General features: G+C 38.3%; 18 protein-coding genes and 1 other RNA gene. 5 read left to right on the forward strand and 14 right to left on the reverse strand.

The features are described 5' to 3' along the window. Positions 1-183 precede the first annotated feature (183 nt). The 13 genes from J7R13_RS05050 to gshB all read right to left on the reverse strand — a co-directional run bounded on the left by J7R13_RS05050 (position 184) and on the right by gshB (position 14,429). Positions 184-1,017: an outer membrane protein gene (locus J7R13_RS05050; RefSeq protein ID WP_208437742.1), complete on the reverse strand. Its 834-nt coding sequence runs from the start codon at positions 1,015-1,017 to the stop codon at positions 184-186. A 488-nt stretch (positions 1,018-1,505) separates the two neighbouring features. Beyond that, positions 1,506-1,661, reverse strand: coding sequence for a hypothetical protein (locus J7R13_RS05055; RefSeq protein WP_208437743.1), 156 nt, complete (start codon positions 1,659-1,661; stop codon positions 1,506-1,508). 493 nt (positions 1,662-2,154) lie between these two features. Further along, positions 2,155-2,775 carry a ribonuclease D gene (locus J7R13_RS05060; protein ID WP_208437744.1) on the reverse strand — a complete coding sequence of 207 codons (621 nt, stop codon included), beginning with the start codon at positions 2,773-2,775 and terminating at the stop codon, positions 2,155-2,157. Next, positions 2,768-4,162, reverse strand: a complete 1,395-nt coding sequence (locus J7R13_RS05065; RefSeq protein WP_208437745.1) for a dipeptidase — start codon at positions 4,160-4,162, stop codon at positions 2,768-2,770. The genes J7R13_RS05060 and J7R13_RS05065 overlap by 8 nt, the downstream gene beginning before the upstream one ends. Before the next feature lie 77 nt (positions 4,163-4,239). After that, on the reverse strand, positions 4,240-5,115 hold the full coding sequence (gene mutM / locus J7R13_RS05070) for a bifunctional DNA-formamidopyrimidine glycosylase/DNA-(apurinic or apyrimidinic site) lyase (RefSeq protein WP_208437746.1): 876 nt from the start codon (positions 5,113-5,115) through the stop codon (positions 4,240-4,242). A 58-nt stretch (positions 5,116-5,173) separates the two neighbouring features. Then, positions 5,174-6,421, reverse strand: coding sequence for an aminopeptidase (locus tag J7R13_RS05075; RefSeq protein ID WP_004858712.1), 1,248 nt, complete (start codon positions 6,419-6,421; stop codon positions 5,174-5,176). Between the two features lie 29 nt (positions 6,422-6,450). Then, on the reverse strand, positions 6,451-7,305 hold the full coding sequence (locus tag J7R13_RS05080; protein WP_208437747.1) for a cell wall hydrolase: 855 nt from the start codon (positions 7,303-7,305) through the stop codon (positions 6,451-6,453). A 610-nt stretch (positions 7,306-7,915) separates the two neighbouring features. Further along, on the reverse strand, positions 7,916-8,638 hold the full coding sequence (phoU, locus tag J7R13_RS05085; protein WP_004858704.1) for a phosphate signaling complex protein PhoU: 723 nt from the start codon (positions 8,636-8,638) through the stop codon (positions 7,916-7,918). Positions 8,639-8,659: 21 nt separating this feature from the next. Beyond that, on the reverse strand, positions 8,660-9,418 hold the full coding sequence (gene pstB / locus J7R13_RS05090) for a phosphate ABC transporter ATP-binding protein PstB (protein WP_004858702.1): 759 nt from the start codon (positions 9,416-9,418) through the stop codon (positions 8,660-8,662). Between the two features lie 59 nt (positions 9,419-9,477). Next, positions 9,478-10,770, reverse strand: coding sequence for a phosphate ABC transporter permease PstA (gene pstA / locus J7R13_RS05095; protein ID WP_208437748.1), 1,293 nt, complete (start codon positions 10,768-10,770; stop codon positions 9,478-9,480). Further along, positions 10,767-12,227, reverse strand: coding sequence for a phosphate ABC transporter permease subunit PstC (pstC, locus tag J7R13_RS05100; RefSeq protein ID WP_208437749.1), 1,461 nt, complete (start codon positions 12,225-12,227; stop codon positions 10,767-10,769). Before pstC ends, pstA begins: the two co-directional genes overlap by 4 nt. A 62-nt stretch (positions 12,228-12,289) precedes the next feature. Beyond that, positions 12,290-13,333 (reverse strand): substrate-binding domain-containing protein, encoded by a 1,044-nt coding sequence (locus J7R13_RS05105; RefSeq protein WP_004858699.1) that lies wholly within the window; start codon positions 13,331-13,333, stop codon positions 12,290-12,292. 157 nt (positions 13,334-13,490) lie between these two features. Next, the gene (gshB, locus tag J7R13_RS05110) at positions 13,491-14,429 is read right to left on the reverse strand and encodes a glutathione synthase (RefSeq protein WP_208437750.1); all 939 of its coding nucleotides are present in this window, start codon (positions 14,427-14,429) and stop codon (positions 13,491-13,493) included. Positions 14,430-14,517: 88 nt separating this feature from the next. Between gshB and J7R13_RS05115 the strand changes: the two genes are divergently transcribed. Beyond that, positions 14,518-15,264 (forward strand): molybdopterin-synthase adenylyltransferase MoeB, encoded by a 747-nt coding sequence (locus J7R13_RS05115; protein ID WP_208437751.1) that lies wholly within the window; start codon positions 14,518-14,520, stop codon positions 15,262-15,264. Positions 15,265-15,744: 480 nt separating this feature from the next. Here the strand turns inward: J7R13_RS05115 and J7R13_RS05120 are convergent, their stop codons facing one another. Beyond that, complete coding sequence (locus J7R13_RS05120; RefSeq protein ID WP_208437752.1) at positions 15,745-16,308, reverse strand: c-type cytochrome; 564 nt, start codon at positions 16,306-16,308, stop codon at positions 15,745-15,747. 106 nt (positions 16,309-16,414) lie between these two features. On the opposite strand from J7R13_RS05120, the gene J7R13_RS05125 reads away from it, so the two are divergent. The 4 genes from J7R13_RS05125 to ffs all read left to right on the forward strand — a co-directional run bounded on the left by J7R13_RS05125 (position 16,415) and on the right by ffs (position 19,889). Next, complete coding sequence (locus tag J7R13_RS05125; protein ID WP_208437753.1) at positions 16,415-17,146, forward strand: 3-deoxy-manno-octulosonate cytidylyltransferase; 732 nt, start codon at positions 16,415-16,417, stop codon at positions 17,144-17,146. Then, positions 17,143-18,006 carry a prephenate dehydratase gene (locus J7R13_RS05130; protein WP_208437754.1) on the forward strand — a complete coding sequence of 288 codons (864 nt, stop codon included), beginning with the start codon at positions 17,143-17,145 and terminating at the stop codon, positions 18,004-18,006. The genes J7R13_RS05125 and J7R13_RS05130 overlap by 4 nt, the downstream gene beginning before the upstream one ends. A gap of 425 nt (positions 18,007-18,431) precedes the next feature. Continuing rightward, positions 18,432-18,839 carry a hypothetical protein gene (locus tag J7R13_RS05135; protein WP_208437755.1) on the forward strand — a complete coding sequence of 136 codons (408 nt, stop codon included), beginning with the start codon at positions 18,432-18,434 and terminating at the stop codon, positions 18,837-18,839. 952 nt (positions 18,840-19,791) lie between these two features. Further along, positions 19,792-19,889: signal recognition particle sRNA small type (gene ffs, locus J7R13_RS05140), an RNA gene on the forward strand. Positions 19,890-20,097 lie beyond the last annotated feature (208 nt).

Raw genomic sequence — 20,097 nt, forward strand, 5'->3', positions numbered from 1 at the left:
TGCATAACTTGTTGAAATAAAAGATAAATTACTGTTTATCCTTTGCGCATTTCTTTTTATCAAAATCAATGCATAGCAACTTTCCGCATATGTAATAATCTGTGTTTTGTAACAATATAGTCACAAAAAAATACCAAAAACGTCGTCAAAAACCAACCTTATGGTAATTTAGCTTACCATACGTTAAAATTTGTACGCTACACCAACGCGAAAATCATTGGTTTTGTGAGAAGTTTCATATTTATCGTTTGAGAATTTCTTTTTACCAAAATCCGAGTAACGATATTCTGCACGAACAATAATATTATTGGTCATTGCTAAATCAACACCAGCACCGAGAGTGTAACCAACAAATGTCTTTGTTTCATCAGACAGATTACCAGAAGCGATTACTCTACCTTTATCTTTTTCTGTTATTGATACAGACGCAATATCTTGAAGTTGTGTATAGGCAATACCACCAGCAACATAAGGCATAATACGCTCAGCAGCAAAACCAATCCGTACCCGCGTCGCGCCAGCCCACTTTTCTTTAAAAGTAAAACTGTGCGTCCGTTTATCACCCTCTTGGAGTACATTGTTACCAATCTTAATTCCAGCATCTTTCAGCATCTTGTCAATATATGCTATATGATTTTTAGCAATTACATATACTGGACCCGTTTTCGTGTCATCTTTATCAGACCACATGAAATCTGTATCAACACCTAAAATCAGGCCATTCCCAAGATCAACATTGGAACCTGCATAAAGCCCCCCCATAAAACCTGATAATTTAGGCAAAAATTCATTATTCACCGGAATGGTTTTTCCATTACTGAGAATATCCATCTTCGTTTTACTTGAAAAACTACCAACCTGGCCACCAAGATAAAAACCTGTCCAAGAAAAAGTGGGAGCAACAATAACCGGTGAAACTGGTGTAGGCTGCGGGGGAACAATAACATCTGCCGCATGCGCTGTTGAAGCTGAAACAAACGCAAAAGCAGAAGCCGTTATTAACCATTTCATATTCATAATTTCTCTCCATAGCTGAATATTTGAACACGTAATTCCATATAGAGCCCACCTTACAGATATCTGTAGTAAAAATGATACACTTATGAAAAAACGAAAAACTTACAACAGATCTCCCTTTTAGTTGTTTGATCTGTAATAACGTGAATTTGTAAACTATGCCTATGTAGAACTTATTATTTTCTCAATGAAATTTAATATTGCCTTATGCGTTCTCTCCAAATTCTGAACAACAACGTCTCCATGAAAAACATACACGACCGGTCCTTGCAAAACGCAATACACCCCAAAACTCTAACAAGAAACGTAAATCCCTCACTTTTAAGCCAGCGAAAACACCTCGCTTCTCCAAAATCTACTGGTTACATAAAATAACATCTCTTAACATCACTGTTTTGCTTATCGAGACTCACCGGCTCCCATGATCGTTTTGGCCTCTTTGGTTTTTCCTGGATCCTGAACCTCTTTTTTAAGCGAGTATGATACAGCTACCAAATTAACAGCTGCTTCGCATTTGCTGTTATCAATACAAAAAACTCCTTTTGAAAAACTTTAGATAAGGCACCGTTAACCCGTTCATTCAACAGAGAATTTTCAGAAGAAATAGCAGAAGTCACTCCTTGTACCTTCTTCGGAGCAACCATAGAATTAGCCCCATGAGCGACAGAAACTTAAGTGAAAACAGCAACAGCTGCGATGAAACATCCCAGATTCATAAATCTCTCTCGGTTTAAAATAAATAAGGACATAACGTAACGTCAGATACCAACTACACGGATCATCATTAACGCACTTCTTTAGCAGAGATTTTTCTCACCCTATATTGCTAAATGCAATCGTGGTAGTGTTCACGTGTCAAGTTTTCAATCAACGTATTGCCCATATTTTACCAGCAGTTCCCCATCAAACTGTCGCCTTTTTAAAATAACGGTTGTTATGAACACAAAAAAGCACATCTTCATAAATTTATTTTTATTGTGCGATCTTTCAATTTAACAACACCCACTAAACTAAGAATTATATTATAAAACACTCTCACCAAAAGAGATGAAAGGACAAGATGCCCATATATTATAGGCATCTTGTTCTATTACATTATCATTCTTCCAGCTCCGGTTTTAAAGGTTCATTTTTAATTCAGCTATGTGCAAAAATATCAACCTCTGACCATCCCAAAAGATCGAGTCTTGCCCTCATAGGTAAAAATTGAAAACATGCCTTTGCAACACTTTCTCGCTCTTCACGTCTTAAGCGCTCTTCAAATATATCTTTTAAACGATGCAGATATAAAACATCCGATGCAGCGTACTCAATTTGCGCGCGTGATAAAGTTTCTGCAGCCCAATCTGAAGATTGCTGCTGTTTAGAAATACTCACACTCAGCAATTCACTACAAATTTCTTTTAATCCATGACGATCCGTGTAGGTACGTGTGAGCTTTGAAGCAATTTTTGTACAAAAAACCACATCTGGCATAACGCCAAATGTATGCGCTAAAATAGAAAGATCAAAACGCCCAAAATGAAATATTTTGGTGATTGCCTTATCTTCAAGCAACCTGACTAAATTGGGAGCACTTTTTTGCCCTTTAGCAATCTGTATAATGTCAGCAGTACCATCTCCAGAAGAAAGTTGAACAACACATAAACGATCACGGTGTGGTTGTAATCCTAAAGTCTCGGTATCAATCGCAACAGCATCAATTTGATAATTGTCTAAGTTTGGTAAATCACCTTGATGAACGCGAATCTCAGCCATTTACCCTCCTATTTGCTAAAGCGGTAAGAATACGTGCCCAAGACCGCTGCCCCTTATGAAATGATTTTAAATTATACTTTTCATTAGGTGAATGAATACGGTCATCCGCTAGCGCAAAACCAACCAAAACAGTTTCCATACCAAGAATTGACTGAAAATCTGCTACAATTGGAATCGAACCACCCATACATGTCAACACAGCAGGAACCTCCCACTCTTGTGATAAAGCATCCTTTGCCGCTTTGATAAAAGATGAATCATAGGAAAGCTGCATTGCCGGAGAAGAACCGTGATTCTTAAAGGTCACTGTACAGTCAGCAGGAATAGAGCTACGTACATAATCACGAAAAGCTTGACGTATTTTCTCTGGATCTTGCTTATGGACTAAACGACACGATATTTTTGCGCTTGCTTGAGAAGTAATAACCGTTTTAATTCCTTCTCCTTCATAGCCTCCACTAATACCATTAATTTCCATGGTAGGACGTGCCCATACGAGCTCTAAAATGCTCCGCCCTTTTTCACCAGATGGAACAGAAAGGCCTATAGGGCCAAGTAAATTTTCAGCAGTACAATTAAGTTCATTCCATGACTGCAAAATATGCGGAGGTGTTTCTTCTACTCCATCATAAAAACCAGGAAGTGTCACTCTATTATTTTCGTCGTGAAGTCCTGCTAAAACTTTAGCTAAAATACGAATGGGATTGGCTGCAGCTCCCCCAAAATAGCCAGAATGTAAATCACGATTAGCCGCTGTAATAATAATCTCTTCCGCCATAATCCCCCGAAGAGCAACAGAAACGGATGGTGTATCAGCATCCCACATAGATGTGTCACAAACCAGTGCACAATCTGCTTTAAGTTCCTCCTTATTTGCTTTCAAAAAAGGTATAAGTGAAGGAGAAGCACATTCTTCTTCACCTTCACATAAAACAGTAACCTTAACAGGAAGCCGCCCTGTTTCTTTCTTAAATGCACGGCATGCCTCAATAAAGGTCATAAGCTGACCTTTGTCATCGGAAGCTCCACGAGCACAAATAACTTTCTCTCCATCTCTCTCTTTTAAAGAAGGTGTAAACGGATCATCTTCCCATAAACTCAGCGGATCAACAGGTTGAACATCATAATGTCCATAAAACAACACATGTAGACAATCATCCGAAGGACCTGGATGATGCCCAACAACCATTGGATGACCTGGCGTATCACGCCGTGAAGCCTCAAAACCTATAGTCTTCAAATCCTCTACTAACCAATCAGCTGCTTTGCGACATTCATCCTTATAAGCCGAGTCTGTTGAAATCGATCGAAAACGTAAAAGAGAAAAAAGGCGTTCAAGGCTCTTTTCTATATTTTCATCAAGATGTGTTAGTACTTTATTTAACATAAAAAAAAGCCTCCCAAGCCTTATGTAATTGTCAATATGACTTTAAGCCTCTTGTAGAATTTTGCAAGAGATCTTATTCATTTTTGACATTGTGAACAGTAAAAACTTGAACGCCCATACTGTAGAATACGAACAATAGGCGTTCCACATTGCAAACATTCTTTGCCTTCTCGTCCATACACTGAAAAAGCATGTTGAAAATAACCGAGAGAGCCATCTACATGCATATAATCACGTAAAGAAGATCCACCAGACAAAATTGCTTCAGCAATCACATTGCGTATATTCTGTGCTAAGGAATCCGCAATTTCACGTGCACGTACAGTTTTCAATGCCAACGTAAATGCTCTACGCTGTGGTGACAAACGACTACGCCAAAGCGCTTCGCACACATAAATATTCCCAAGACCCGCAACAATAGTCTGATCAAGCAAAACTCCCTTAAGAGATATTTTTTTATTAACAAAAACCTCTTGTAAATAATTACCAGAAAACGCATTACCCATAGGCTCGAGCCCTAGCTTCTTTAAAAGCGGATGTTCATAAAGCCTGTTTGTATCTACTAAAAGCATAAACCCAAAACGACGAACATCATTATAAGTAAGATGATAAACTTTGCCATCCTGCGCCTGAATATCCATGACAAAATGGTCATGCCTAACAAATTTCTCGGTAACAGAAGAATTTTTTTTTAAAAGATCATCTTCTACGCGCCATGATCCTGACATTCCTAAATGGCTCAAAATCGTTTCATCGCGTGAAAGATGAAACAACAAATATTTCGCTCTCCGACCAAGTTCTATGATCTTCCTGCCTATAAGCCTCTCAGAAAATGCCTCAGGGAAAGGAAACCGCAAATCCCTGCGATTAAGTGTAACAGAAATAATCTTTGCACCAGTCACAAACGGCTCAAGTCCACGACGAACTGTTTCTACTTCAGGAAGCTCAGGCATCTATTATCTTCAATAATTACACGCATTCCAACAATACCATTGGAAAAAAATAATAATATTAAGCCCATTCACCCTTACGAAATACAGGAACTCTCCTATCATCTTGCGTAATGCCATCTATATCAATTTCACCTGAGCCAATCATCCAGTCAATATGAATCACACTTTTATTACCACCACGCGCTGCAATTTCTTCTACTGTCAACGACGCTCCATCTAAAAAGCATTTGGAATAACACTGCCCTAAAGCAATATGACATGCAGCATTTTCATCAAATAATGTGTTATAAAAAAGAAGGTTACTCTTAGAAATTGGTGAAGAATGTGGAACAAGAGCAACTTCACCCAATCGACTTGCTCCCTCATCACTTTGCAAAACCTGTTGCAAAACTTCCTGCCCGGTCGAAGCACGCGCATCAACAATACGCCCCGCCTCAAACCGCACCTCAATATTATCAATAAGTGCTCCTTGATAGGAAAGAGGCTTCGTCGAACGCACAAAACCCTCCACCTTATATGCATGAGGCGTGGTGAATACTTCTTCTGTCGGAATATTAGGATTGCATACCACACCGTTTTGAGCAGCCGCTGCACCACCATGCCATTCATGATCATCTGCCAAACCAACTGTTAAATCAGTCCCTGGTCCTTTAAAGTGCAAAGCTGAAAAACGCTGCTCATTAAGCCAAGATGACCGTTGTTTCAAACTTGCGTTATGAACAACCCATGCGTGCACTGGATCCTCTTCTGTAACACGTGAAGCAGAAAAAATTGCAGTAGCTAACTTCTTGATCGCCTCATCAAGCGGCAAAGAAGGGAACATTGTCTCAGCCCACCCTGCTGTTGGATAAGCAACAATCGACCAATTCATGGCAAAATTCGATATTTTTTTGAGAGCCGGCTGGTAAGCAATTGAAGTAGCTTTATTTAAACGTGCAACCTTATCAAAATCTTGATTGAAAAGTAGCAAAGGATTATCACCAACAATAGCTAAACGCGCAGCCCCATTTTCAAAAGCCTTCGCCATTCCCTCATATAGCCAAGAAGGCGCACAATCGAAACTAGCAGTATGTGCGTTTTCAAAACGTGTTAGTGATAACATATCATCACTAAAAAGTGGCGTAATCACACCGGCACCAACCTTATAGGCGTGATATGCAATACGCCTAACAAAAGGTAATGCTGAAACTGGAGCCGTCAAAACAAGATCTTGCCCCTCTTGTAAATTCAACCCGACTTTTACTGTAATTTCTGCAAGACGATTAAGCATTTCAGGTGAAATGGTTTCATGAGTATCAAAGTACATTACCAATTCCTTCTTTTGTTGTGAAAAAGTTACCGGCTTCTGTACCGTTTCTCTAATACTGCAACAATTGCATTTAACTGATCTGATGAAGGCATAACATAGGCGGCCACAATTGATTTGCTTTCCCCTCCCTTATCTATACGATGAGGTGCAGATGTAGGAATAGGAACCTTATCAAGCTGTACTGCAACAAAAGACGTGGTACGCACCTTATTTGCCTGCGTTATTTTTATCGGAAGGGAGGCGTTTTTCTTTTCCTCTGCTTTTATCTCTTTACTTTCTATACTTGCGTCCATGAAACTCGGTGCATTGCCAGAACGTTCTTGGGCAAAAGCATAAGCAACATCATAAGGACGATCATTCGTAGGAACTTGAAGCGATCCATCACGTGAACGCTTTTCATAAAAGGCATTTCCCCCTGCAACACGAACATAATGCATGTTTTTATAAGGAAAAGATAAACCTGCGGTATGAAAAAACTTAGCGTTTTTAAGTTTCTGATCCCGTTCGCCGCGCAAAACAGCATCAGCTGCCTCTCTAACACGAGCAACGGATGCAGGCTCCGTCATAGGACGCGTTAAAACACCGGGAGCAAACTGTTTGTACTGACCAACAACACCACAAATTGTCTTTGGATAGGCGGTTGAATTAACACGATTCATAACAACGGTTCCAACAGCTATCATTCCCTCACGACTTGTACGATTTGATTCAAAATACATTGCACGCATAAGGCATTGACGCTCAGTCAATGGATACATCACTGTTTTTGTCTTCTTATTATCATTTACTTTTCCAACACCAAAATGATCTGAAGCACATCCCACAATAACTAACGGCGCTAGAAAACAAGTAACAAAAACAGTCCAATAATTTTTTTTCATCTTTACAACACATTCTCATATCTTTGAAGTATTCAAAATTCGAATGAGTTTTAAATGTATATTCAAAGAAAGTATATGATTAATTGTTACTACTTAGTAAAGTTTTAATACAAGTTGTAATTAAGAGGCATTTATACGAAATAAAAAATAAAAAATTCCTAATTTATAGATCAATATCGTTTTCCTTAATGGAGAAATGTAGCCAAACAATATCAATCTCTATTCAACCCTTATGCTTCAATCGCCAAAAAAATAATATGCCTGTACGAAAACTCTCCAACCACTCTATATACGAATAAAGATTGGAGCACTGAGACTGTCTCCATCAATATTGATGGCAACCAACACGAATACGCTTCGATACAAATTTGAATAAAATAACCAGAAAGAAGCTCTCCCTCCGACCAAAACATAAGTGATGATATCATCCAATATCCAAATGTGTCAAATTAAGAATTAAAAATCTACAATATTACCTTAAAAAGCCTCTTCGTTACTTCTTTAACACTTGCCTATAATATTTTTCATATTCTTCCTACAACCATACGGAAAGAAAATGTCCAATGCTTTTTATTTTGAAAACAATCTTATTTTATAATATGAGAAAAAATTAATCTGTTTTCTTCTCACCTACCCCAACTTTATAAGTAAGATCATCGCGAGGACGGTCAGAAGACATATGATGGCCTGTTATGATATAATGCAGCATTTCCGCAATATTGGTGACATGATCACCAATGCGTTCAATATTTTTTAAACAAAACAGTAAGTGCGTACAAACCGTAATATTGCGCATATCTTCCATCATGTACGTCAAAAGCTCACGAAAAAGAGAAGTATATAGAGCATCAATTTTACCATCGCGTTCGCGTACTGCATCAACACGCTCCAATAAACGGCTCGTGTAAGCACTCAATACTTCCTTTAATTGATTGAGCGCTAAAGCTGTAATCGTTTCAAGCCCATAGTAAAAAGCAGTGGGTTGACGTGTTTCTGAAAGTGCTACCGTCCGCTTTGCAATGTTTTTGGCCATATCCCCAATCCGCTCAAGATCAGAAGAGATACGAATAGCACCAATAATTTCACGCAGATCAACAGCCATCGGTTGGCGTTTGCAAATGATGGTAATCGCTTTTTCATCAATATCACGTTCTGCTTTATCTAAAAACAAATCATCAGCAATCACTGTCGTCGCAAGTTGAAGATCATTACACACAATCGATGCAACAGAACGTTCAATCATCCTTTCCGCATGACTCCCCATTTCTGTAATCCTTGCTTTCAAATATTTTAGTTCTGCATCATAAGAACGAACAGTATGGTTCATAGACATAGCTTATACTCCTCAATTCACCTATCCAAAACGCCCCGTAATATAATCTTGCGTGCGTTGTTCTTTTGGCGAGGTGAAGATCATTTCAGTCGCACCAACTTCTACCAAATGCCCCAAATGAAACATGGCCGTATATTGAGAAACACGCGCCGCCTGTTGCATGGAGTGTGTTACAATAACAATTGTATAATTTTGTCGTAATGCATCGATAAGCTCTTCAATACGTGCTGTAGCAATTGGATCAAGAGCTGAACAGGGTTCATCCATCAAAATAACTTCAGGACTAACTGCAATGGCACGCGCAATACACAAGCGCTGTTGCTGCCCTCCTGATAAACTTGTTCCTGCCTCATGAAGACGATCTTTTACTTCTTCAAATAAACCTGCCTGCCTCAAACTTTTTTCAACCACATCATGCAATTCAGCACGCGATTTGACTAAACCGTGAATACGTGGTCCATAGGCAACATTCTCAAAAATAGATTTTGGAAAAGGACTGGGCTTTTGAAAAACCATCCCTACACGGGCGCGCAACTCTACAACATCAATCCTCTGGTCATAAATATTCTCCCCATCTAAGGTAATAAGACCCGTTATTTTAGCGCCTTCAATCGTATCATTCATACGATTAAAACAACGCAAAAAAGTCGATTTTCCGCAACCGGAAGGGCCTATCAAAGCCGTGACCTGATGTTCAGGAATATCAAGCGTAATACCATGAAGTGCTTCCTTGCTTCCATAAGAAACCTTTACATCTTGACCACGCATTTTAATTTTCATTACAAAAACTCACTTTATTTTAAAACACAAACCTTATCAAAATTACTGCTTTATCGAAGTTACTGACGCCGCTCAAATCGTCGACGTAAAAAAACTGCAGAAATATTCATGATCGCAAGAAAAATCATTAACACGATAATAGCACCTGATGTCTTCTCAACAAAAGCGCGCTCTGCTTCACCTGCCCACATGAAAATTTGAACAGGCAAAGCTGTTGCTGGATCCATTGGTGTAGCAGGAATATTCACAACAAAAGCAACCATTCCAATCAAAAGCAAAGGTGCCGTTTCACCCAGAGCCTGAGCTACACCAATAATCGTGCCAGTTAAAATACCAGGCGCTGCTAAAGGAACAACATGATGAAAAACCATTTGTGTTTTTGATGCTCCCAATCCTAAAGCTGCTGCGCGAATAGAAAGAGGAACTGCACGCAAAGCAGAGCGTGTCGCAATAATGATTGTAGGAAGCGTCATAAGAGCCAAAACAAGCCCACCAACGAAAGAAGCAGAACGTGGTAATCCAAAAAAATTAACAAAAACAGAAAGTCCTAAAAGACCAAAAACAATCGAAGGTACAGCTGCAAGATTATTGATATTAACCTCAATAAAATCTGTAAACTTATTTTTGCGTGCATATTCTTCCAAATAAAGAGCCGTTGCTATCCCTATCGGGAGCGAAATCACTAAAACTATAACTATCATGTAAAGAGAGCCGATTATCGCAACACCTAACCCCGCAGTCTCAGCACGACTTGAAGCACCAAATGTAAAAAAACCAAAATTAAATGTTTTGTAAAGCGTACCATCATACGCCAAGCGTCTTATCCATTCCACTTGACGATTAGAAACTTTGCGGTTTTTTTCTGCTACATGCAAATCAATCTGCCCTTTATAAGCAGAATCAATATCCGCTGCCGCCAAGACTTTGATTTTTTGCGTTGTTCCAATGAGTTTTGGATTCTTTGTTACCATCTCACGTAGTTGAACACGTACACTATTTGAAAACATACGGTTAACATCCCGCAGAGATGCCCTATCATTTTGATCTATATCAAGCTTTTTTGCTAAAGCATTCCGTACAAGAAGTGGATAATTAGCAGTTATGAGTATTTGTGGATTTATTTCACGCTGCCCATTTGGATCAATAAGCTTTTCATCCAAATAAATTGATAACATCATTTCACTTTGAAAAAAAGCTGTATAACCTTGGCTAATGACAGTCCATAAAAGTGCAAATAAAAAAAATAAACCAATAAAAATGGCAATTAGGCCATACGCGCGGAAACGACGCTCAGCCCAATATCGGCGTTTGAGAACAATATTGCGACGAGGGAAAAGAAAATTTTCATTCATTCATATTGTTCCCGATATTTACGCACGATATAAAGAGCAAGAATATTCATCAAAAGAGTCATAACAAAGAGTGTCATCCCTAAAGCAAACGCAACAAGAGTTTGTGGAGAATTAAACTCAAAATCACCTGTCAATTGATTAACAATCTTAACCGTCATTGTAGTCATTGCTTCAAATGGATTAAACGTTAAATTCGCTGCAACACCTGCCGCCAAAACCACAATCATCGTCTCTCCAATTGCACGCGATGCTGTCAATAAAATGGCTCCCATAATTCCTGGAAGTGCTGCCGGTAGAACGACTTTTTTAATCGTTTCAGATTGCGTTGCTCCTAAACCATAAGAGCCTTCGCGTAAAAAACGCGGAACAGCCGTAATAACATCATCGGACAAAGAAGAAACAAAAGGAATCAACATAATTCCCATCACAACTCCAGCAGTCAAAACACTTTGAGCCATAATAAAACCAACACCACCAGAGAGAGAAATAGAGAGATCACGTAAAAATGGACCTACAACCTTCAAAGCAAAAAAACCATAAACAATGGTTGGAATACCAGCAAGCACTTCCAACAATGGCTTCACAATTGATCGCAATCGAGTAGAAGCATATTCGGCCATATAAAGAGCTGAAAATAATCCAATAGGAACAGCAAAAATCATTGCTACAAATGCAATATAAAGTGTACCGGCAAGGAGTGGTATGAGACCAAATTGTCCCACTCCATTACCCGAACCGCTAGCTGAAAAACGGGGATCCCAAACCGTTCCAAAAAAGAAATTTGAAAAGGGTACAGACTGAAAAAAACTCATCGTTTGAAAAAACATAGAGAATGCAATGGCTACTGTCGTCAAAACCGCGACTATAGATGCACAAACCAATCCAATAATAATCAAACACTCAACCTTATTGCGTGCACGCTGACGCGGAGCAATTTGCATAATTCCATAGATAAGACCTAAAACCGCAATGATAAAAAGGGCACTACGTCCAATAAACTGCAACTTTTCAGAAGAATTAACCCATGACTGTGCTATCCTTAATATATCATCTGATGTTTCATGAGGCAAAACAAAGCCTTTGGCGAATAATTGTGCCCGCACTTCTTCATACGAAGCCGTAGCAAAATCTCCCTCCAAGCGATGAATCATTTTAACCAAATTGCGGATAATCCCCAAAATAAAGTCATGATCTACAAACTCTTTCACATACGCGCTATATGCCCAAACCTCTCGAGAGGCACTATACTCTAAATAAATTGCACTCCCACCATCCCAAAGAATTAAAAAAACAAGAGCTGGAATAACAGTCATCGAAAATGTCCACCAGCCGTGATAATAGGCACGAGAGTGCATTTTGTATTGTGCGTATTCAAAAGTGCGAGCACGCATATAAGAAATACAAAATCCAATAAAACCAAGAAGCAATAACAGAAAAATAATGAAGGAAATGCGCATATTGTCTTTCAATTTTTATAAAAAAGCAGCACAGAAAATTCCCACACCGCAAATCCAGAAAATTATTTCAAAGTCATCACTCTACCAGCAGAAAAAGCAGAACGCTGCGCTTGGCGCTCTTTTTCAGAAGCAACAATCAAACCATATTCAGCCAATGGGCCATCTGGACCAATCATTTGATCAGAAAGAAAAAAGTCGACATATTCGCGCAAACTTGGAACAATACTTAAATGTGCTTTCTTAACATAGAAGAAAAGTGGACGAGAAACTGGATATTTACCATGAGAGATTGTTTCAACAGTTGGCGCAAAACCATTAATATCTGCAACCTTTAGCCTATCAGCATTATTTTGATAAAAAGACAAACCAAAAATACCAACCCCTGTTTTATTAGAAGTCAGACGTGCAAATGTTTCAGAATAATCCCCATCAATATCAATAGCCTTTCCATCCCTACGCACTGCGACACAAGCAGCATGTATCGCCTTATCATCCATTCCCAAAGCTTTCATCGCCTCAACTGCTCCACTGGACTTACAGCCCGCAGCCAGTAATTTTTCTTCAAAAACTTCACGCGTTCCATGCTTTTCTCCAGGAATATAAGCTGCTATCGTCCAATCAGGAAGAGCACTATTGACGGCGTTCCATTTAGAAATGTTATTGGGCTGCAATTTCCCGTCTACAATAATCTGAGCAGCAAGTGCCCTATAGACATCTACTGGCAGCAATTTCCAATCAGGGCCATTTATATCTGTTGCAAAAACAATGCCGTCATACCCGATGCGTATTTCCTCAACATCTTTTACACCAGCATCAAAACAAGACTGCAATTCACTTGGCTTCATCGCTCGCGAAGCATTAACGATATCAATAGTGTTCTCTCCAACACCACGACAAAACTCCTTAATACCAACTCCTGTTCCACCCGATTCTATAACTGGAACCTTAAAATGAGGGTAAGTTTCTCCGAATATCTCAGCAACAATTTTTTGATAAGGTAAAACTGTAGATGAACCAGTAATCTGAATTTGATCACGCGCATTGCCCATACTTGTCAACACAAGTGCGAAAAATAGTCCCACTCCAACTGTTAACACTGTTTTCATCTCTGCACTCCTTAACATGTGAATCTGTGAATCAAAGCCTCTTGCTCGCATTATATGATAATTTAAATTGTAATTCACATTTGCAACATAACAAATATAAAAAAGCAACATTCATAATTTTTCTGACAAAACCATATTGCTTCCTTTTTTAACAAATTTAATTTGAATGTTTGAATTCAACAACATCCCAGAAAAGATGAGCAATATCCGTACCAGAAAAACGTTTAATTTCACGAATTCCAGTAGGAGACGTCACATTAATTTCTGTTATATAATCTCCGATCACATCAATGCCCACAAGAAGAAGACCACGTTCCTGCAAAGTTGAACCAATGCGTTCGCAAATCTCATAATCACGTTTTGTTAAATCAATATTTTCCGCGCGACCTCCAACATGCATATTAGAGCGAACATCTGTTTCTGCAGCAATTCGATTAATCGCTCCAACAGGCCTACCATCAAGCAAAATAATCCGTTTATCCCCGTTTCGTACTGCATCTAAATAACGCTGAACAATAAAAGGTTCGCGGTAACTTTGGGCAAACATTTCCAACAACGATGCCAAATTGCGATCATCTTGTTTCAAGTGAAAAACACCGGCTCCCCCGTTGCCATAGAGTGGCTTCACAATAATATCGCCAAATGTAGCTCTAAAGGCTGCTATTTCTTCAATATCCTTCGTAATTAATGTTTCTGGCATCAAATCAGAAAATTCAGTAACAAAAATCTTTTCTGGGCTATTGCGCACCCATGCTGGATCATTCACAATGAGCGTCTTAGGATGAATACGCTCTAACAAATGAGTCGTAGTGATATAATTGAGATCAAAGGGGGGATCTTGGCGTAAAAGTACCACATCCATATCCATTAATTCCGTGCGAACAGGCTTCCCCAATTGATAATGGTGCCCCTCATCATCATACACCGTCAATGCCTCTAATCGTGCAATTACACAACCATCGCGCATAGATAAACGATCGGGTGTATAATGAAAAAGAGTGTGTCCGCGTTCTTGCGCTGCTAAAGCAAGTGCAAATGTTGTGTCTCCTTGAATCCGGAGCGTGGAAATATGATCCATCTGAATGGCAATTTTCATGAACAAAACCTCCCTATAACTGAAAGCGGACTAGTCTATGTGCCATAAACTTTGTAAACAATAAAAAAACTATGACAAGAGAAAACCTATGAAACAAGAAGCTGATACAAAATTAAGCAACGAAGAAATCGAACGCTATGCACGCCACATCATTTTGCCTGAAATTGGTGGTGCAGGACAACAAAAATTGAAAGCTGCACGCGTTCTTGTGGTTGGCGCAGGTGGTCTTGGTGCTCCTGTCCTCACCTATTTGGCAGCCGCAGGCGTTGGCACCCTCGGAATTGTTGATGATGATATTGTTTCGCTTTCCAATTTACAACGTCAAGTTATTCACAAAACAACAGCAATCAACCAAAAAAAAACTGACAGCGCCCAAACCACTATAGAAGCAATTAACCCCCATATTACCGTTGAAAAACACAATTTACGCTTAAAAGAAAGTAATGTAGATGAACTCCTCAACGACTACCAAATCATTGTTGATGGTAGTGATAATTTTGCCACTCGCTATTTACTTGCTGATCACGCAGCCCACTGTGCAAAACCTTTAATAAGTGGAGCTGTAGGACGCTTTAATGGCTCCCTAACGGTACTCATGCCTTATAAAGACAATAACCCTCACTATCGCGATTTATTCCCCAAACCACCAGCTTTTGGAAATATTTCGTCCTGTGCTGAAACCGGAATCATCGGTGCTTTACCTGGAGTCATCGGCACACTACAAGCAATGGAAGTCATTAAACTTATCACAAACATTGGTGAACCTTTAGTGGGAAAAATCCTCCTTTATAATGGATTGTCTGCGCAATTTAATATCATTACCTATAAACGGTAAAATTCCAATGCGAATACAGCAACTATAAAGGTTTGCATATAAGAATTTTGGTAATGAGAAAAAATACTATCGGCAGAACCATGCTTAACTATTTCTCCATTGCGCGTGACAATCACTTCTTTGCAAGTCCTTTAACAACCTTCAAATTATGACTCATAAACAAATAACCCAAATGATATTTTGGTTGTAAATGACGTAAAAGAGCAATAATTCTGTACCTACACATTTACATCAAACATCATTTTTGGCTCACAAGCATAAATTGGATGATAATGAACGTTACTATTCCGATACCAGATAGTATTGGTATAATCAGTAAAAAATGCCGAGGAACGAAAGCTGTCATTTTTTATTTGCATCTTTTGTATTGGGCCAATTTTAGATGATGCATCAATAACAATTCTCTTGGTGAATCTTTGAAACCAAAATTACAAACGAAAACTAATCATACCTCTTCCCCAAGTTAATCCTCTTAGCATATTAGCTCGGCTCATCTGCTTTATTATCATTACCCATTAAGGGAACAGGATTATCGGATAGACTGCGTAAATAAAGCAAAAGATCAGCACGCTCTTGATCATTGTTGATCCCACGAAAGGACATGGTTGTTCCTGGAAACGCTTTACGTGGTGATTGCAAATAACGATCCAAAGTTATAAAATCCCATTTTTGATCAGAATTCCCGCGTAATGCCCGTGAGTAAGGAAAATTTTGTGCCGCCGCTAAAGGACGGTTTACTATGTCCCAAAGCACTGGACCAACACGCCCTGATTCATTACGACCAGAGGTATGGCATATAGCACATTGGCGAAAAACTTTACGCCCATTTTCAAGACTGCCTTGTTGAAGGCGGTCATTCAGTGACAAAAGACTGTTAGACACCTGTTGTTTCTCCTTAACTACATCATGCTTTTTAATTGTATGAGACTGTTGAACCAATGTAGAATGATCATAGATCATATTGCTAAGTATGGAGATTCCCACCAAAACAATCAGCACAAATAGACAAGAAAAAATAAAATAGACAACTGTCGAGCGCTTCATAAAAACTCAAACGTTCATATTTTGATTACTAATTTCAGTTTAAGCTTTTTCCCTGTAATAAACAACATTATAAATGCATTACATGCGGAATTTTGGAACTTTGCAAATGACTCTTGAACCGATTATTCTTATTCCCGCTCGGATAGATTCAACGCGTCTACCCCAAAAAGCTCTCGCTGAGATTGCTGGAAAGCCGATGATTGTTCACGTTGCTGAACAAGCAAAAAAAGCTGCACTCGGACGTACTATCGTTGCAACAGATCATAACGATATCGCTAAAGTCGTCACTGCTTACGGGTATGAATGTATTATGACATGTAGCCATCATAAATCTGGATCTGATCGCATTTATGAAGCTTTAACTCATATTGATCCTGAACAACGTTACAATGCTATTTTGAATGTCCAAGGTGATTTACCAACAATAACTCCTAGTGAAATCATCAACGCTTTAAAACCCCTAGAAAATAGTTCCACTGATATTGCAACTTTAGGTGCTAAAATCGTTGAGGAAAATGAAAAAACAGATCCCAATGTCGTCAAAATTATTGGTACACCATTTTCTCAAAATCGCCTGCGTGCTCTTTATTTTACCCGCGCCACAGCCCCTTATGGAGATGGTCCTCTTTACCATCATATTGGAATATATGCCTATCGACGTGAAGCGCTTGAGCGATTTGTAACGCTCAAACCGTCTGCGCTCGAACAACGCGAAAAGCTTGAACAATTACGCGCTTTAGAACATAATATGCGTATCGATGTAGAAATAATCAATACAATTCCTTTAAGCGTTGATACACAACGTGATCTTGAGAGAGTCCGCAAAATTTTAGCATGAAAACATTTAAAAAAACCAATAAAATCTCTTTCCAAGGAGAATATGGCGCCAATTCTCATACAGCATGCCTCAACATGTTTCCCAATATGGATGCTGTACCCTCTGCCACTTTTGAAGACGCACTCAACCTCGTGGAAAACGGAGAGGCTGATCTTGCTATGATTCCTATTGAAAATACTCTTGCTGGCCGTGTTGCGGATATTCATCACCTTTTACCACAATCGTCCCTTTATATTATTAGTGAATATTTTTTGCCTATCCATTTTCAACTAATGGTTTTGCCCGGTGTCACGCATGATGAAATTAAAACCGTCCACAGCCATACACATGCCCTTGCACAATGCCGTAAAATCATACGTAAAAATGGCTGGATACCTGTCGCTGCCGCTGATACAGCTGGAGCTGCAAAGTTTATTAAAAAAAATGCAAAACGTTCACAAGCAGCCTTGGCTCCTCTGATTGCAGCAGAACTTTATGGGCTTAATATTCTTGAAAAAAATGTTGAAGATAGTCCCCATAATATTACCCGTTTTGTCATACTTTCGCGTTCTCAACAATATGTACCAAAGCCCCAAAATGGCGAAAAAATTATCACGAGCATTCTCTTTAGAGTACGCAATGTGCCAGCTGCCCTTTATAAAGCTATGGGTGGCTTTGCTACAAACGGTGTTAATATGACAAAATTAGAAAGTTACCAAATTGGTGGGAATTTCAATGCAACACAGTTTTTCGTCGATATAGAAGGACATCCTGAAGATCCCATGATGCAACTCGCCTTGGAAGAACTGGCTTTCTTTTCTGCCGAATTTCGCATTATTGGCATTTACCCAGCTAAAAACGATCGAACTCCGCATATATGAAAAAAATCAAAATGAACAACAGCATCTATTCATAAAACGCTCAAACTATTCCGATAACACTCCTCTATGCATCACGTAATAAAGGATATAAGTTTATCACAGAAAAACATTAAGCACCAAACACAAGATTTTCTTTGACTATCCCATTCTCTTCATATAACAGAATGCTCTTTGAGAAAAAAGATAATCTTCTATAGCAATTTATTTCAAAGGAAGACCGTAAATCTTCTTAAAAAACGTCATAAAATAATTTAAATTGCTATCAGAATATATCAGACAATAATACTTTCAATTATCTTGGATTTAGGTAACGCTCAAAAAGCTGAAAATACAATTTAAATATACTGTTTGCGTTAAATTTGATCTTTTATATTTACGAAACCTGCGTTATGATCAACCGTATTCAATATAAAAGGGGAAAAATAATGAAAGAGATCTTCATTCAAGGAATATTAACCACTAGTATACTCGTTTTCTCCAGCGTGGCATTTGCTGGATTTAGTGAGAAAAAATGGAATTTTTCGCCGGACGAAAGTGTTACGATTGGTACGTCTGATACAAAACATCAAGGCGTTGAATACTCTTGCAAAACATTTAAGCCTAAAAAAGCATCTTTTGCTTTATCGTACTCTGTCCCTTCTGACTTAAACAAATTAAAAATTGTTGCTGACGATGAAAAGAAAATAACACATGATAAAGAACATAAGATCTTTACACTTAAAAATGTAAAATCTCTCGATATAAGTTTCCCTTCATCAGGAAATTATATTTTTAAAAATATTACTAAGAAAAAAGTTGTTGGAACAAATTGTGATACAGGGGATTACGATTGATAATATTTCCAAGAATCCCTAAGTTTTTTTTGAGAAACCGCCTCAATTGCTCCGGTAAACTTTTTTTGAGAAATCGGGCCTCTTAAGCCTTTAAATCCCGATTTCTTGGAAAGTTTGGTTTCCGTATTTGCACGGTAAAATTACATATTTAAGTAAACTTTGTAGCAAATTAGACTGTTTTGTATTTTCGTACTCAGAGTAATTTTTTTAATAAGCATAACGTATCCATCTTTGCAGTTGAAACATCTCGAAATTGCTACAAACTATTATAAATCACATACATCAGCAGAGAAGTAACGAAAAACTGCTTTGGTCTTGTAAGTTTGTTCTATATCTTCCAAATATAGTAATAATGTAGTAAAGTAGAAGATATATTATGTTCTGCTACTAGTAAACTGAGTGCCTCAACACATATGAGAAATCTGAGTCTCATTTTATTTTATTCATGCTAAAACTTATAAATGGATTGTGTTTTATGCCACATCCATTGAAACTTACTTTAAAGAAAGATTAATTTTACTTTTCTCTAACCTTTAAAGAATTCATCAGCCATTTAAATCGATATGATACAGATTGCGTTGCACTATTTGGCAACAATATTTCCCTAAATTTTCTAATTTCAGCTCATTAAATTAACGTGTATACTTTATCCCCTCCTTTTTTCTGTTGCAAACTTCCCATAATTCATTGAACAACTTCAGAAAAATAAATGCTCCTCTCCCCTCGAGACGGATTTTAGCTAATGAGCGTTTCCTTAATGTCGAGAAAAATAAGCACTTTATTCATAGCAAGCAAATATGGTGAACTACTCCAATAAAAATCGATGAATTCCCATCTTATTTGTCGCCCATAGTACAGGACATTAAACTCAAAGGGAAAATTCTTTATTGTTCTTGTCATATTTCTCGTTTCTTAGCTTGATTTTTCATTTTAAATCGACAATATGAGTTTGGGAGGTTGGTGGTGGACGAACTGCTCGCCAACCGGGTCAGATCTGGAAAGAAGCAGCCCTAACGAGTCTTGGTACGGGTCATCGTACCAGCCTCCTTTCTTGCTGAGAGAATCGTATTTTATTGTTTTTCAGTGAAGCGTCCTCAACTTTTAGAATTGTGTTATGCATGCAGCAAGCAAAGGCTGTTTTTAAGCAAATTGGCCAATTTTTTAAAAAATAAATTGATTGAGAAAAAATCCTTTTATATTAGTCTATAGTATTAACCTGTGCTTTCGTGTTATCGAAATGTGCGTATAAAGAGCTTCA

Origin of the sequence: Bartonella taylorii 8TBB, assembly GCF_902825155.1 — a bacterium.
Classification (GTDB): Bacteria; Pseudomonadota; Alphaproteobacteria; order Rhizobiales; family Rhizobiaceae; genus Bartonella; species Bartonella taylorii_A.